Annotated in this window: 12 protein-coding genes and 1 riboswitch; of the genes, 5 read left to right on the top strand and 7 right to left on the bottom strand. The window is 71.5% G+C overall.

Annotated features, from left to right (window positions below):
* The first annotated feature begins 123 nt into the window (after positions 1-123).
* Positions 124-654, top strand: coding sequence for a DoxX family protein (locus ACZ3I3_RS05835; protein WP_467362912.1), 531 nt, complete (start codon positions 124-126; stop codon positions 652-654).
* A 55-nt stretch (positions 655-709) separates the two neighbouring features.
* Here the strand turns inward: ACZ3I3_RS05835 and ACZ3I3_RS05830 are convergent, their stop codons facing one another.
* Positions 710-949, bottom strand: coding sequence for a hypothetical protein (locus ACZ3I3_RS05830; protein ID WP_467362911.1), 240 nt, complete (start codon positions 947-949; stop codon positions 710-712).
* Positions 936-2,411, bottom strand: coding sequence for a PspC domain-containing protein (locus ACZ3I3_RS05825; RefSeq protein WP_467362909.1), 1,476 nt, complete (start codon positions 2,409-2,411; stop codon positions 936-938). Before ACZ3I3_RS05825 ends, ACZ3I3_RS05830 begins: the two co-directional genes overlap by 14 nt.
* Positions 2,412-2,588: 177 nt before the next feature.
* Between ACZ3I3_RS05825 and ACZ3I3_RS05820 the strand changes: the two genes are divergently transcribed.
* Together ACZ3I3_RS05820 and ACZ3I3_RS05815 are read left to right on the top strand one after the other, a co-directional pair.
* Entirely contained in the window at positions 2,589-3,887 is a 1,299-nt protein-coding gene (locus ACZ3I3_RS05820) for an ATP-binding protein (protein WP_467362907.1), read from the top strand.
* Complete coding sequence (locus ACZ3I3_RS05815; protein ID WP_467362905.1) at positions 3,884-4,627, top strand: LuxR C-terminal-related transcriptional regulator; 744 nt, start codon at positions 3,884-3,886, stop codon at positions 4,625-4,627. Before ACZ3I3_RS05820 ends, ACZ3I3_RS05815 begins: the two co-directional genes overlap by 4 nt.
* 17 nt (positions 4,628-4,644) lie before the next feature.
* On the opposite strand, the gene ACZ3I3_RS05810 is transcribed toward ACZ3I3_RS05815, so the two are convergent.
* Positions 4,645-5,712 carry a C40 family peptidase gene (locus tag ACZ3I3_RS05810; RefSeq protein WP_467362904.1) on the bottom strand — a complete coding sequence of 356 codons (1,068 nt, stop codon included), beginning with the start codon at positions 5,710-5,712 and terminating at the stop codon, positions 4,645-4,647.
* A gap of 419 nt (positions 5,713-6,131) precedes the next feature.
* On the opposite strand from ACZ3I3_RS05810, the gene ACZ3I3_RS05805 reads away from it, so the two are divergent.
* Positions 6,132-6,485 (top strand): hypothetical protein, encoded by a 354-nt coding sequence (locus ACZ3I3_RS05805; RefSeq protein ID WP_467362902.1) that lies wholly within the window; start codon positions 6,132-6,134, stop codon positions 6,483-6,485.
* Here ACZ3I3_RS05805 and ACZ3I3_RS05800 read toward each other — a convergent pair.
* A complete protein-coding gene (locus ACZ3I3_RS05800) occupies positions 6,463-7,476 on the bottom strand; it encodes an SLAC1 family transporter (RefSeq protein ID WP_467362901.1) in 1,014 nt (337 codons plus the stop codon). The genes ACZ3I3_RS05805 and ACZ3I3_RS05800 overlap by 23 nt on opposite strands.
* A gap of 110 nt (positions 7,477-7,586) precedes the next feature.
* Complete coding sequence (locus ACZ3I3_RS05795) at positions 7,587-8,768, bottom strand: C40 family peptidase (protein WP_467362899.1); 1,182 nt, start codon at positions 8,766-8,768, stop codon at positions 7,587-7,589.
* Between the two features lie 8 nt (positions 8,769-8,776).
* Positions 8,777-8,950: riboswitch (cyclic di-AMP (ydaO/yuaA leader) on the bottom strand.
* A 289-nt stretch (positions 8,951-9,239) separates the two neighbouring features.
* On the opposite strand from ACZ3I3_RS05795, the gene pcrA reads away from it, so the two are divergent.
* The gene (gene pcrA, locus ACZ3I3_RS05790) at positions 9,240-11,720 is read left to right on the top strand and encodes a DNA helicase PcrA (RefSeq protein ID WP_467362898.1); all 2,481 of its coding nucleotides are present in this window, start codon (positions 9,240-9,242) and stop codon (positions 11,718-11,720) included.
* A 48-nt stretch (positions 11,721-11,768) separates the two neighbouring features.
* On the opposite strand, the gene ACZ3I3_RS05785 is transcribed toward pcrA, so the two are convergent.
* Both ACZ3I3_RS05785 and ACZ3I3_RS05780 read right to left on the bottom strand, forming a co-directional pair.
* Positions 11,769-13,421, bottom strand: a complete 1,653-nt coding sequence (locus ACZ3I3_RS05785; protein ID WP_467362897.1) for a M23 family metallopeptidase — start codon at positions 13,419-13,421, stop codon at positions 11,769-11,771.
* Positions 13,422-13,526: 105 nt separating this feature from the next.
* Positions 13,527-14,390, bottom strand: coding sequence for a lipase family alpha/beta hydrolase (locus ACZ3I3_RS05780; RefSeq protein ID WP_467362895.1), 864 nt, complete (start codon positions 14,388-14,390; stop codon positions 13,527-13,529).
* Positions 14,391-14,783: the final 393 nt, after the last annotated feature.

The raw sequence follows: 14,783 nt of genomic DNA, 5'->3' as shown, positions 1-14,783 counted from the left end.
GAGCGCCGGCTGCCTGGCCGCCAGTAACAAAAGCCGCCGCACAGGATTGAGCGGGGTCGGTTTGTCGTACGTATGGTCGTTGAGGGGGTCTCGGCACCGGCGGGCGAGAGGCGGCTAGCAGCGATGACTCACGGCATGAGAACGGACACGCACACCCCCCACTTCGGCAGCGGAGGAGACTGGCGGGACACCGCCGTCCGCTACGCCCTCCTTCCCCTACGGGTCTTCCTCGGCGTCACCTTCATCTACGCCGGCCTGGACAAACTCACCGACAGCGCCTTCATGCAGGACTCCGGTTCCGGCTCGATCGGCGACATGATGCGCGCCGTCCGCGACTCCTCCGCCATCCCCGCCCTGGTGGACCTCTCACTGAAGAGCCCCGTCGGATTCGGGTACGCCATCGCCTGCGGCGAACTCGCCGTCGGCATCGGCACCCTGCTCGGCCTGTTCGCCCGGCTGGCCGCACTCGGCGGCGCGCTGATCTCCCTCAGCCTGTGGCTCACCGTGAGCTGGGCGTCCGACCCGTACTACTACGGCAACGACCTCGCCTACCTCATGGCCTGGATCCCCCTCGTGCTCGCGGGCGCTCCCCTGTTCTCCCTGGACGCCGCCTTGCGGTCGCGGCGACGGCAGAGGACAGGGGACTACCGGTAGCGCACGCCCGTGGGCTGTGCGGCGGCGTGGTCTGTCGTCAGACGGTGGCCTGTCGTCAGGCGGCCATGTCCGGGCCGGGCTCGTCGGTGGTACGGCCCGACCCCCGGCGCCGGCGTATCCGGCCCGTCAGGAACGCCACCGCGCCGGCCAGGAACAGCCCGCCCGTGACGAGGGGTATCGCCACGAACCACGGCGTCTCCCAGGCGCCGCCCGCGTCTCCCGCGTAGAGGACGCCCACGAGGATGAGAACGGTGCCGGCGACCAGCTTTCCCGGCTGGAGTTCATGACGCAGCACGGGCCACCTCCGCCTGTCCCATGCCGACCTGGAGATCCAGGTCGATGGTTCCCGACTTCTTGACGCCCTGGGCGGGGGAGAGGGTTATCTCCTTGTGCTGGCCCGGTTTCACGTCCACGTCCTTCGTGTCGTCGCCCGGCAGCTGCAGGTCTCCGAGCCCTACGTCGACGGTCAGCCGCACGGTCACGTCCTCGGGCACCACCACCTTCACCCGGCCCACACCGACATCGGCGCGGGTCGTGACCGTCCTGTTCCGGTCCACGTCCACCCTCGACAGGTCCAGGGTGCCGACGCCCGTGCCCAGGTCGTACTGCCGGTGTACATCCGCCACCGTCGTGGGCTGCCAGGTCGTGCGGGTCCACTGCGTGCCGATGTCCTCGGGCAGCGCCGCCGAGCCGGCGAGCAGGCCCGCCGTGACGATCGCCAGGAGGATCGAACCCGCGCCGGTCCGCCCCAGGAAGGCGCTGACCGCTATGCCCAGGCCCAGAACGGCGAGCGCGCAGGACAGGCCGGTCTGCACACTCGTGCCGAGCGGGTGGTGGTCCCAGGTCAGGTTCGTGCCCAGAGCGCCCGCTAGCAGGGCCAGCAGGAAGACCCAGCCGCCGATCCAGCGGGGGCCGCGCGGCTGGGGCGGCCGGGTGCGCGGGACGGGTATGTCCTCGCGGTCGGGGGCCTCGGTGCCGCGGCTGATGTTGATGGCCGCGGCGACGTCCAGGTCGCGGGTGTCGCGCGGGCCCCAGAGGTAGCCCGTACCGCCGATGTGGGTGCCGTCCTTGACGATGGGGTCGCGCCACCAGGACGGGTAGGTGATGAACACCGGCGGCGCCTGGGGTTCGGGCGGGGCGTCGGCGACGGCCTGGGCGGCCAGCGGGTCGGGGCTGGGGGCGCCGCGCTGGCGCGACCAGTAGCCGGCGCCCGCGAGGAGGAGGGAGAGGACGACGGCGAAGGTCAGCACCCCGCCGTTTTCCAGCATGGTCAGGAACACGCCGCAGCCGACCAGCGCGAACAGCACCGCTGTCAGCGCCTGGCCGTCGACGCGGCCGGTCAGCAGCTTGCGCACCTCGTTCTCGTCCTCGTCGTCGTAAGGCACGACGAGCCAGGCGAAGCCGTAGAAGAGCAGGCCGATGCCGCCGGTGGCGGAGAGCACCGCGAGGGTGATCCGGAAGATCACCGGGTCCAAGTCGCACTGCCGCCCGAGCCCGGCGCAGACACCGGCCAGGGCCTTGTTACGGCGGTCGCGCCGGAACCTGTGCGGCGGCCCGGGCGGGGCTTCCCCCGCGGGGCCCGCCGCGTCGGGCGAGGCTCCCTTCTGCTCTCCCGCGCCCGCGGGCCCGTGCGCGCGCGGAGGCGCGGGGGAGCCGGCGCCCGCGGCGGGCGCGGCATCCTGCGGCCCGGCGCCCGGTGCGGGGCGCGGGCCGGAGCCGGGTCCCGGACCCGTCGCGGCGTGCTCGTGATCGGTCATAGGTCCATGGTGACGGGCGCGGCGGCGCCGCGGCAGCCGGAATGACCCTGGCCCGACCCTGATATCGGCCCTGAGGGACGGCTCGGGAAGCGTTCGAAGGCCCGGATCCGGAGATCAGGGGAGTCTCCGGGACCGACCCTGATGCTCCGGCCTGCCGGCCGTGTGACCATCAATGGCATGTCGGAAGCCGCAGCAGCGCCACTCGCCGAACCGCGGCCGCCGCGCAAGCTCTACCGCAGCAGTGACGGACGCTGGCTCGGTGGTGTGGCGCGAGGGCTCGCCGGGCACCTCGGGCTGCCCGTGATCTGGGTACGGCTCGTCTTCGTCGGCCTGTTCATGGCCGACGGCCTCGGTGCGCTGCTGTACGCCGCGTTCTGGTTCTTCGTCCCGCTCGGCATCGGAGGCGTCGAGGCGCAGAAGCAGAAGCCGCCGTCGCTGGTCGCCTCGGAGACCTCACCCGACGGCCGCCGCAGACTCGTCGCCCGCAGGCCCGACAAGGGCCAGATCGTGGCCCTGCTCCTCATGGTCGTCGTGGCCATGGTGTTCGTGGGCAATGTGAACCTCAGCGGCGGGGCCAGGGCCTATCTCTGGCCGGCGGTGCTCGTCGGCGCGGGCGTCGCCCTGGTCTGGCGGCAGGCCGACAACGCCCGCCGGGCCCGCTGGGTCGAGGTCGGCCGCCGCCGGCGCACCCTCACGCTGCTGCGCTCGGTGGGCGGCGTGCTGCTGGTGACGGCCGGCGTCTCCGGCATCTTCGTCCTGCAGGGCTCCGCCGCCCACCTCGGTTCCGTCCTGCAAGCGGCCCTCGCGGTCCTCGTCGGGATAACGCTTCTCGCCGGGCCGTATCTGGTGCGCATGACCCAGGACCTCTCCGAGGAGCGCCTGATGCGCATCCGCGCCCAAGAGCGCGCGGAGGTCGCCGCGCATGTGCACGACTCGGTGCTGCACACCCTCACCCTGATCCAGCGCAACGCGGAGAACGCGGGCGAGGTGCGCCGCCTCGCCCGCGCCCAGGAGCGCGACCTGCGCACCTGGCTGTACAAGCCGGAGGGCACCGGCAAGGAGGAGGCAGACGAACCCACCACCCTCGCCGACGCCGTGCGGCGCAACGCGGCCGAGGTGGAGGACAAGCACGGCGTGCCCATCGAGGTCGTGGTCGTGGGCGACTGCCCGCTCGACGACAGAATCAGCGCGCAGATGCAGGCCGCGCGCGAAGCAATGGTGAACGCCGCCAAGTACGGTGGCGAGGGCGGAGCCGTACAGGTCTTCGCCGAGGTCGAGGGGAAGACGGTCTTCGTGTCCGTCCGGGACCGCGGCCCCGGCTTCGACCTCGACTCGATACCCGCCGACCGGATGGGTGTCAGAGAATCGATCATCGGCCGCATGGAGCGCAACGGCGGTACGGCGCGACTGCGCGCGGTGCCGGACGGCGGCACGGAGGTCGAGCTGGAGATGGAGAGGGCGGAGAAGACGTCATGAGCGACCCGACCGAGGCGAACGGTACGGCGGGATCGGCGGAGGCGCCCGGGCCCGCGGAGTCGGACGGCGGCACCGGCGGGCGCCGCGTGCGCGTGGTCCTCGTCGACGACCACCGCATGTTCCGTACGGGGGTCCAGGCCGAGATCGGCCAGACCGAGCAGACCGGTGTCGAGGTCGTCGGCGAGGCCGCGGACGTCGACCAGGCGGTCACGGTCATCACCGCGACCCGGCCCGAGGTGGTCCTCCTCGACGTGCACCTGCCCGGTGGCGGCGGTGTCGAAGTGCTGCGCCGCTGCGCCCCGTTGATGGCCGACGCCGAGCAGCCCGTCCGTTTCCTGGCGCTGTCCGTGTCGGACGCCGCCGAGGACGTGATCGGCGTGATCCGCGGCGGGGCCCGCGGATACGTCACCAAGACGATCACCGGCACGGACCTCGTCGACTCCATCTTCCGTGTCCAGGAGGGCGACGCGGTCTTCTCCCCGCGACTGGCCGGGTTCGTCCTCGACGCCTTCGCCTCCACGGACGCGCCGCCGATCGACGAGGACCTGGACCGCCTCACCCAGCGCGAGCGCGAGGTGCTGCGGCTCATCGCCCGGGGGTACGCGTACAAGGAGATCGCCAAGCAGCTGTTCATCTCCGTGAAGACGGTCGAGTCGCATGTCTCGGCGGTCCTCCGCAAGCTCCAGCTCTCCAACCGGCACGAGCTGACGCGCTGGGCGACGGCCCGCCGCTTGGTGTGACCCCGGGCGCCGCCCTGTCACACCACCCGGGTGGCGCCCGTGAACGGCATCTCGTCGAGCGGGGCGACCCGGACCGGGGCGGACGGGTTCGGGGCGTGGATCATCCGGCCGTTGCCCACATAGATGCCGACGTGACTGATGCCGGCGTAGAAGAACACCAGGTCCCCCGGGAGCAGTTCGGAGCGGGAGACGCGGCGGCCGGCGTCGATCTGGGAGTACGTCGTGCGGGGCAGGGAGACGCCCGCGGAGCGGTACGCGGCCTGGACGAGGCCCGAGCAGTCGAAGGCGTTCGGGCCGGTCGCGCCCCAGACGTAGGGGCTGCCGAGCTTCTGGTAGGCGTAGGACACGGCGGCGGCCGCGCGGGAGTTGGGCGCCTGCGCGCCGGCGGACCCGGGGGTGGCCAGGCGGTCACGTGCACCCGCCGAGGAGCGTGAGGCGCGGTCCGTGCCCCTCGTGTCGCCGATGCGGGCACGTTCCTGCACGGTGAGCCGGGACAGCAGCTGACGCGCCGAGCCCAGCTTGCCGGTGATCGTCTTCTTGTGCCGTCTCAGCTCCGTCTGCCGCGATTTCAGGGAGGTCAGCTCGATGTGGGCGGCACCGCGCAGTTGCTCGATCTCCCGGAGCTGCCGACGTACGCGCGCGACGTCGGCCTGCTGCCGGTTTCCGGCCCGCTCGGCGAACTCGGCGTTGTCGAGGTACCGGTCGGGGTCGTCGGACAGCACGAGCTGGAGCGCGGGGTCGAGACCGCCCGCGCGGTACTGGGCGGCGGCGACCGAGCCCAGCGCCTCGCGGGCGGAGTTGAGCCGCCCCTCCTTGCGTGCCGCCTGGTCCTGGAGGTCCTTCAGCCGCTGTCCGGCCGCCTCGGCCTTCTCCTTCGCGCCGTTGTACTTCTCGGTGGCGACCTCCGCCTCCTGGTACAGCTCGTCCACCTTGGCCTTGACCTGGCCGGGGGTGAGCTCGGGTTCGGCGTGTCCGGTGCCGTCGAAGCCCGTCGCGGTCGCCGCGCCCGCGAGGGCGATCGTGGCGGCCGTACGGGCCGTGTTGCCGCTCGCGGAGCGCCGGCGGGGCTTGCGGTGCGCTGCCACCTGGGGGCCACGTCCTTTCCTGCGACCGCCGACGGGTGCGTACGGCCGCCGGGGGAGCGGACGGGCGGCGCGCGTCCGGCGGCGGCCCGCACAGGGGAAGCGGACCGCCGCCGGACCTTTCGGCGGTGGTGTCCGACTGCCGCCCCTGGCCCGGGCGGCGGTGGGGAGCCGGGCACCTGGTGGAGGACGCTAAACCTCGCCGCGGCGGCCCGGTGGCGGGTGCGCGGAAGTGTCCCGAGAGGACCGGCGGTGACCGTATGCGACCGTGATCTCGTCTCGCCGCCGTCGACTTAACTCAGCGTGATGACCGATGCGCCGAATCACGGGCGCGGGGCGGCGGACGGGTGCTATGGGGCGCATATATGCATCCGACGGGCCGGTGCGGGCGGCTGTGGAGCCCCTGATTAGGCTCCGGCCTCATGGACGTACTCATCCACCTCTTCGTCGGCCTCCACATCATCGGCATCGCGGCCCTCCTGGGCGGTTTCCTCACCCAGATGAAGGCGATGGGCGAGGGCACCGCCCGCTACACCCCCGCGATGCTGCACGGCGCGCTGACGATGCTGGTCACCGGTGTGATCCTGGTCGGCCTCAACCAGGCCGACGACCAGTCCGTGAACAACATCAAGATCGGCGTCAAGCTGGCCCTTCTGATCGTGATCCTCGGCCTGGTCTACGTGAAGCGGGACGACGAGAAGGTGGACAAGGGCCTGTTCGGCCTGGTCGGAGCGCTGACCGCGGCGAACGTCTTCATCGCCGTGCTCTGGACCTGACCCGCCCGGGCGCGGCATAGGCCCGGGCGGAGGCGAGCGCCCAGACGGTGGCCCCGAGCCACGCGGCCACCGCGATCCACAGCAGCACCTCCCCGAGGCCGTCGAGCCAGGAGACGTCGAGGGCGGCGGCGACGGCCAGGGTCGCCGCCGCCGTCTTGGCCCAGGTGAACACCGTCGCCCAGCGGCGGATGTCGGTGCGGGGGCGGGGGCGCAGGAACTCGGCGGCGAGCAGGACGGCGCAGCAGGCCAGTGTGAGCACGAGCAGTACGACGGTCACATCGCGCAGGACGCCGCGGTCGTCGACGTTCCACAAATACAGGCGCGCGCTGTCGGAGCTGATCAGACGCGCCCCGGCCAGCGCCGACAGGGCGAGCGCCCCGCCCGCGAGCCAGTGGTCGCCGCGCCCCTCGGCCACCTGCCGCACATCGAAACGGGCCAGGGCGAGGACGTACAGCACGAGCCCCAGCCAGAACAGCACCAGCGCCGCGTGCGCGAGCCAGGCCGCCGACTCGGCCGCGGCGAGCGTGGCACCGAGCACGGCGAGCCCCTGCGTGGCCATGCAGCGCGCGAACACCGTCCCGGGTCTGCGCCGCTCGCCGTCCTGCACCGGGAGGGCCAGTGGCACGGGCCAGAGCAGCACGGCCAGCACCAGCAGGGTCGCGGCCAGGGACTGCGAGCCGGCCACCGAGATGCCGGTGCCCAGGACGGCCGTCGCCGCCACGGTGGTGAGGGCGGCCGTCGCCACGGTGTCCACCAGGCCGGGCACCCCCGCGTACGCCCGCCATCTCGTGCCCGCCAGCAGCAGCCGCAGCGTGAAGTCCGCGGCGAGCAGCAGCCACGCCGCGCAGGCCAGACCGAGGGCGATACGGGAGAGGCCGCCGTACCCCGCCAGATCCAGACCGACCGACAGGGTGCCGGTCGCCAGCACGGCGGCGCTGGCGGACGGCGCGCGCTGCGCCCACCAGGCGGTGGAGGGGGAGGGGCCGGACATGGGCCCGATGCTAGGAGGCGCCGCGCGCGTTAAGAGCGGGGCACGCGCGCGGGCGCCTCAAAAACGCGAGAGCGCCCCCACACGCGCGTGCCCTCCATGACGTACGGGCGTCAGGCCGGCCGCACCACGCTGTGGATCGCCGACTCGCCGTCGTAGTAGATCGACTCCTCGCGCACATAGGTGCCGGGCTTCGGGGCGTGGATCATCATGCCGTTGCCGATGTAGATGCCGACGTGGGTGACGTCGTCGTAGAAGAAGACCAGGTCACCGGGCCGGGCGTCGGCCAGCGGGACCGTGGTGCCGGCGTTGACCTGGTCGTAGGTCGTGCGCGGCAGGGTGACGCCCGCGGCCTTCCAGGCGGCCTGGGTGAGCCCGGAGCAGTCGTAGGAGCCGGGCCCGACGGCGCCCCAGACGTACGGCTTGCCGATCTGGGCGCGGGCGAAGGCGAGCGCCTTCTCGGCCTTGGTGGCGTACGAGGAGTCGGCCGGGGCCGTCGAGGTGGACGAGCCGGAGCCCGTGGACGAGTCCGTGGACGAGGAGCCGCTGTCCTGCTGCTGGGCGGCCTGCTCCTGCGCCTGCTGCTGCGCGGCCTGCTGCCGGGCCAGCTCGGCGGCCTTGCGGGCGGCCTCCTGCTGCTTCTCCCGCTCGATCGCCGCGAGCCGTGCCTTCTCCTCGGCGGTCAGCTTCGACAGCAGATCGCGCGCGTCGGCGAGCTTCCGCTGGACGGTGGCCTTGGCCGTCTTCAGGTCGCCCTGGGTCTCGGTGAGCGTCTCGAGGCTCTCGGTGGCCTCCTGGCGCTTCTTCATCGTCTCGGACTGCTGGGTGACGTAGTCGTCGACCGCGACCTTCTGACGGCCGGTCATCCGGTCCATCAGCTGGGTCTGGTCGAAGTAGTCCTGCGGGGTGTCCGCGAGCAGGAACGTCGCCGTGTCCGGGGCGGAGGCGCCGGTGCGGTACTGGGCGGCGGCGAAGGAACCGAGTTCCTCCCGTGCCTCGTTGAGCTTCTGGGCGCGCTTGGCGACGTCGTCGAGGAGGGTGTCGACGCGCTTGCGCTGCTTGGTGGTCTTCTCCTTGGCCGAGTTGTACTTTTCGGTCGCCGACTCGGCCTGGCGGTACAGGTCGTCGACCTTCTTCTCGACTTCCTCGAGACTCGGCTTGTCGTCGGCCTCGGGGGCGGCGTTGGCCGACTGGGACAGCAGGGCGACGGACGTGAGGGCCGCCGTTGCCAGGGCGGGGGTCCGTATGCCTGCGACGCGCGTACCAGCGGGACGCGACTTGCGGTGCGACGCCAAGGGAGGCGACTCCTTCCGTGCTCCGCCTACCGGGTTAGCTGTCGGGTTCGGGCGGGTACATCGGAAGGGTTGCCCTACGGCCGTCTCCGCGAAGGGAGTCCGGCCGATTCACCCCAGAGTTCTCGGTTGGGTCCCCGGCTCCGGCTGCCGCTGCGGCACACCGGACTCGGCGGAGGCCGCGCGGCCCGGCGAGGTTCGCCGGTGGGGGTCGTGCGGCCTGCCCGCACGGTAGCCAACTCGTGTGGCCCTTGTGAAGGTTGATGGGCGATATGCCCGATACATTTTCGTGACCTTAGCCGAGGGCGTCGCCGAGAGTCATCGGCGGCGGAGGTTTGGTCATGAGTTCGTCATAATTGTGACGGCGTAGCGGGCTGTGATCGTGCGGGGATGCACGGTGACGAGGGGATCCTTTCGGCGATGTTCTCAGGGCGGCGGCGGGCTGTCAGTGGTGCGCCCTAGACTCGGAGAGCGATGAGCAGCCTCTTTGACGACAGCTTCCTGGCGGACCTCCAGGCCCAGCGGGGCCCCGCGGACGAGCCCCCGCCGCCACCCGAGGACGATCACGTACCGGAGCCGGTTCCGGACGATCTGTTCGGCGGGAAGTTCGACGTGCCCCCGGACCGGGACGCCTACTACCGCGACGGCGCGCCGCGCCCGCCGGTGGACACCGCCGCCCTCCTCGAGGGGCTGAACGACAACCAGCGCGCCGCCGTCGTCCACTCCGGCTCCCCGCTGCTCATCGTGGCCGGCGCCGGCTCCGGCAAGACCCGTGTGCTCACGCACCGCATCGCCCACCTGCTCGCCGAGCGGGGCGTGCACCCGGGCCAGATCCTCGCGATCACCTTCACCAACAAGGCCGCCGGCGAGATGAAGGAGCGCGTCGAGCAGCTCGTCGGACCGCGGGCGAACGCGATGTGGGTGATGACCTTCCACAGCGCGTGCGTGCGCATCCTGCGCCGCGAGAGCAAGAAACTCGGCTTCACGTCGTCGTTCTCGATCTACGACGCCGCCGACTCCAAGCGCCTGATGGCCCTGGTCTGCCGCGACCTGGACCTCGACCCCAAGCGCTTCCCGCCGAAGTCCTTCAGCGCCAAGATCAGCAACCTGAAGAACGAGCTGATCGACGAGGAGGACTTCGCCGCCCAGGCCACGGACGGCTTCGAGAAGACCCTCGCCCAGGCCTACGCGATGTACCAGTCGCGGCTGCGCGAGGCGAACGCCCTCGACTTCGACGACCTGATCATGACGACGGTCAACCTGCTGCGCGCCTTCCCGGACGTCGCCGAGCACTACCGCCGCCGCTTCCGCCACGTGCTGGTGGACGAGTACCAGGACACCAACCACGCCCAGTACGCCCTCGTCCGGGAACTCGTCGGCACCTCCGAGCACCCCGTCGACGTCCCGCCCGGCCCGGACGACGTACCGCCCGCCGAGCTGTGCGTCGTGGGTGACGCCGACCAGTCGATCTACGCCTTCCGCGGCGCGACGATCCGCAACATCCTCCAGTTCGAGGAGGACTACCCGGACGCGACGACGATCCTGCTGGAGCAGAACTACCGCTCCACCCAGACGATCCTCAGCGCGGCCAACGCGGTCATCGAGCGCAACGAGTCCCGCCGCCCCAAGAACCTGTGGACCAACGCGGGCGCGGGCGCCACGATCACCGGCTACGTCGCCGACACCGAGCACGACGAGGCGCAGTTCGTCGCCGACGAGATAGACCGCCTCACGGACGCGGGTGAGGCGAAAGCCGGCGACGTCGCCGTCTTCTACCGCACCAACGCCCAGTCCCGCGTCTTCGAAGAGATCTTCATCCGCGTCGGCCTGCCCTACAAGGTCGTCGGCGGCGTCCGCTTCTACGAGCGCAAGGAGGTCCGGGACGTCCTGGCCTACCTGCGCGTGCTGGCCAACCCGGAGGACTCGGTGCCGCTGCGCCGGATCCTCAACGTCCCCAAGCGGGGCATCGGTGACCGTGCCGAGGCGATGATCGACGCCCTGTCCCAGCGCGAGAAGATCAGCTTCCCGCAGGCGCTGAAGCGCGTCGACGAGGCGTACGGCATGGCCGCGCGCTCCACCAACGCCGTCAAGCGGTTCAACACGCTGATGGAGGACCTCCGTACGATCGTCGAGTCCGGCGCCGGACCGGCCACGGTGCTGGAGGCCGTCCTGGAACGCACCGGGTACCTCGCCGAGTTGCAGGCCTCCACCGACCCGCAGGACGAGACCCGGATCGAGAACCTCCAGGAACTCGCCGCCGTCGCCATGGAGTTCGAGCAGGAACGCGGCGAGGAGGAGCGGGGCACGCTGTCGGACTTCCTCGAACAGGTCGCCCTGGTCGCCGATTCCGACCAGATCCCCGACGAGGAGGACGGCGACGGCGTCATCACGCTGATGACCCTGCACACCGCCAAGGGCCTGGAGTTCCCGGTCGTCTTCCTGACCGGCATGGAGGACGGCGTCTTCCCGCACATGCGCGCCCTCGGCCAGGCCAAGGAGCTGGAGGAGGAGCGGCGCCTGGCGTACGTCGGCATCACACGCGCGCGGGAGCGGCTGTATCTGACGCGGTCCACCCTGCGCAGCGCCTGGGGCCAGCCCTCGTACAACCCGCCCTCCCGCTTCCTGGAGGAGATCCCGCCGGCCTACGTGGAGTGGAAGCGGACGGGAGCCACCGCGCCCGCGTCCTCCGGCCCCGTCTCCGGGGTGGCGGCCTCGCTGTCGTCGTCCCGTTCGCGTTCGTCGGCGTCGGGCGCGTCCGGTTTCGCCACGCGCCGGACCTCCGAGAAGCCGGTCGTGTCCCTGGCGGTCGGGGACCGGGTCACGCACGACCAGTTCGGCCTCGGGACCGTCGTGGCGGTGAAGGGCACGGGCGGGAACGCCGAGGCGACCATCGACTTCGGGGACACCAAGCCGAAGCGGCTGCTGCTGCGGTACGCGCCGGTGGAGAAGCTGTAGACCGGAGAGATCGGCCCCTGCCGGGCGACCGGCGGGGCTGCCGGGACGTTACGCCGGGTCGATGCCGTGGCTGCGCAGCCACGGGAGCGGGTCGATCGCCGAGCCGCCGGCCGGACGCACTTCGAAGTGTAGGTGAGGGCCGGTCGAGTTGCCGGAGTTGCCGGAGCGCGCGATCGGATCGCCGGCCTTCACGGTCGTACCGGAGGGGACCGTGTAGGTGGAGAGGTGGCAGTACCACGTCTCCGTGCCGTCCTTCGCGGTCACGATCATCATGTTGCCGTACGCGCTGTTCCACTGCGTGCGCACGGTGCCGTCGGTCGCGGCCATCACGGTCGTGCCGTACGAGACGGGGAAGTCGATACCGGTGTGCAGGGACATCCAGTTGATGCCGGACTGGCCGTAGTAGGCGCTGAGTCCGTGCCGGGCGACCGGCAGGGCGAACTTGGGGCGCAGCCGCTCCTTGCGGGCCGCCTCCTCCGCCGCGCGCTTGCGCTCGGCCGCCTGCTGGGCCTTGAGGTCGATGCGCTCCTGCGTACGGCTGGCCCGGTCGGCGAAGTCGTCCGCGCCGGCGGCGAGGCTCTGGAGCTGCGTGTCCAGCTTGTTGTTGGCGGTGGCCGGTTTCACCGGCTGCACGTCCGCCGCGGTCGTCTGCGCCTCCGCGGCGCCGTCGTCGGAGAAGGTGCCGACGGAGGCGGCGGCGATCCCCGCGACGCCCATCACGCACGCCGAGGGCACCGCGATGGTCAGCAGCGCCGAGCGCTTGGGCGGCGTACGGCGGCGGGAACGGGCCCCGGCGCGCGCGGCCGCCCGTGAGCCGGCACGCGGGCCGAGCTCTTCCTGACCGTCCAGCAGCGGGGCGACGGTGGGCAGTTCGCCTGTGGTGGCCGGCTCGCCGTCGTCCGTGGCGGGATCGTGGTAGGCGGCCCCGTCGGCTTCGTCGAAGGCGACCTGCTCGAACGTCGCCGTCTCGTGCTGCTCGAAGGTTTCGCCGTGCTCCTCGTACGCGTCGGGGGCCGGGGCGCCGGCGCCGTCGGTGTTCCACTGCGTGGCGTCGTAGGCACCGGTGTCGAAGGCCTGGGTGCCCCATTCCCACTGCTGGGTCCGGTCGGCCGGATTGCCGGACTGGTCGGGCTGGAGCCAGGCGCCGGTGTCCCACTGCCCGGTGCTGTCCGGGGAGGTGGCCTGCGGCGGGATGACGGAGAGCGGCTGCTGCTCGGCCGTCCAGGACGTCGTGTCGTAGACGCCGGTGTCGTAGGCGGCGTGGTGCTGGGCCGCGTACGCGTCGTAGTGCGGGTTGTCGTGCGTGCCGGTGGGCCAGTGGCCGGTGTCATAGGCGCCCGTGTCGTGGCCGCTGCCCGGCATGTCGCCGAAGAGGGGGTCGGTGGCGAACGTCGCGGTGGTGTGGCCGGTGGCGGCGAAACCGGTGCCGTCCGTACCGGTGGTGTCAAATCCGGTGGCGGCGTAGTCGCCGTACGTGGTGAAGTCGCCGTACTGGGCTTCCTGGGTGCCGTACGACGCGTAGTGCGCCGAGTCGGCGTCGGAAGCCGGAGCCGGGGTCATGGTCCCCGACGGGTGACGGTCGTTCACCAACTTCTCTTTCGCCTCGACAACAGGGGCTGCCAGAGCAGTGCGGCGACTGTACCCGGCGGTACGCGGGCACGACAATCTTCGGCAGGTTTCGCGCGCGCAGGAAACGGGCATTCGGCCGTGTTTTGGCGGACGACGGGCACGGGTTTGGCCCTGTGTTCGAAGTTTGTTCGAGGCTGATCGGTGCTTCGACGCTGAGTGCCCGCTGTATGACGAGTCTCAGGCCACGGTCAGACCGCCGGTCCGGCCGACGGACGGTTCACCCTCGTGGGCCGTGTCGAGAACCTGCCGTATTCCGTTGGCGACAGCGGGGTGCACGGGCAGGGCGAGATGACCGATGCCGGTCACCCGCACGTTCTGCACCGTCAGGTCGGGATGGTCGATGCAGGCCGTCTCCAGCGGGTCCATCACATGGTCCAGGTCGCTCCAGAAGCTGACGAAGTGCGTACGGCAGCCCGGGGCCGGCCGAGTGAGCTCCTCGAGCACCGGTGAGCCGGGGCGCATCTGGCGCACGATGGGGTGCGCGTCGGCCAGGGGCACCACCCGGGTGCCCGAGTGCGGCGTGCCGAGTGTCACGAGAGTGCGCACGCGCGTGTCGCCGCCGAGCCGCTGCACGTAGTAACGCGCTATCAGGCCGCCGAGGCTGTGCCCCACGACGTCGACCTGCTGGGCTCCGGTGCGCTCGCAGACCTCTTCTATATGGCGGCCGAGCAACTCGGCCGCAGCGCGTATGTCGCAGGTGAGTGGCGAGTAGTTGAGGGACTCGATCTGCTGCCTGCCGTGCTGGGCGAGGCTGCGGCGCAGCAGGACGAAGACCGAGCGGTTGTCGATGAAGCCGTGCAGCAGGACGACCGGGGGCTTGGCCTCCGTGGGCAGTTGGGCGGCTCCGGCCGTGGGCAGGGCCGGGGTGGGGGTCCGTCGCTCCTGCGTGATGCCGGAGGGATAGAGGAGGAGATGCCCGGCCAGAATCGCGATCTCCAGGGCCGTGGCCTTCAGGAGTGCCAGCGAGAGTCCCGCCAGACGGCTCGGCAGCAGACGCTGGCAGAACGGAAGAAAGGGCAGAGCAGCCCTGGTGACCTTCATGGCCGACCTCCTGTCGGCACGCGGGAGGCCTGCCGCCCCCCGTATGCCCTCGTGGAAAGCAGCGGCGAAGACGGCTGATGACTGCGTGAGCGGCGTGAGTCGCGGGGAAGGAGCGCGGCTTGTGGCGCATGTGACGCCAGTGATGCGACGAGGTCCCCTGCCGGTGTGGCGAAGAGGCTCCCCGCTGTTGCGCCGTGTCTGCCCTGCGTGCTGTGCGTGCCCTGCGTGTCCCGCGTGCCTTCACCGAAGTGCCGTACCGCCGCTGTGCGTGGTGGGTGGGGCGGCGGTACGGCGACCTCGTCGCGGCTCCCCTTGCGCTTGTCCCATCGTGTGATTTCCCCCTCGGTCCGCACCGCGAAACTGCCGGTCGCGGGATCCTGGAGATAACGTTCG

This window comes from Streptomyces sp. NPDC016851 (assembly GCF_055562795.1).
The sequence above is the reverse complement of the archived record's forward strand: the minus strand, read 5'-3'. Positions and strand labels throughout refer to the sequence as shown.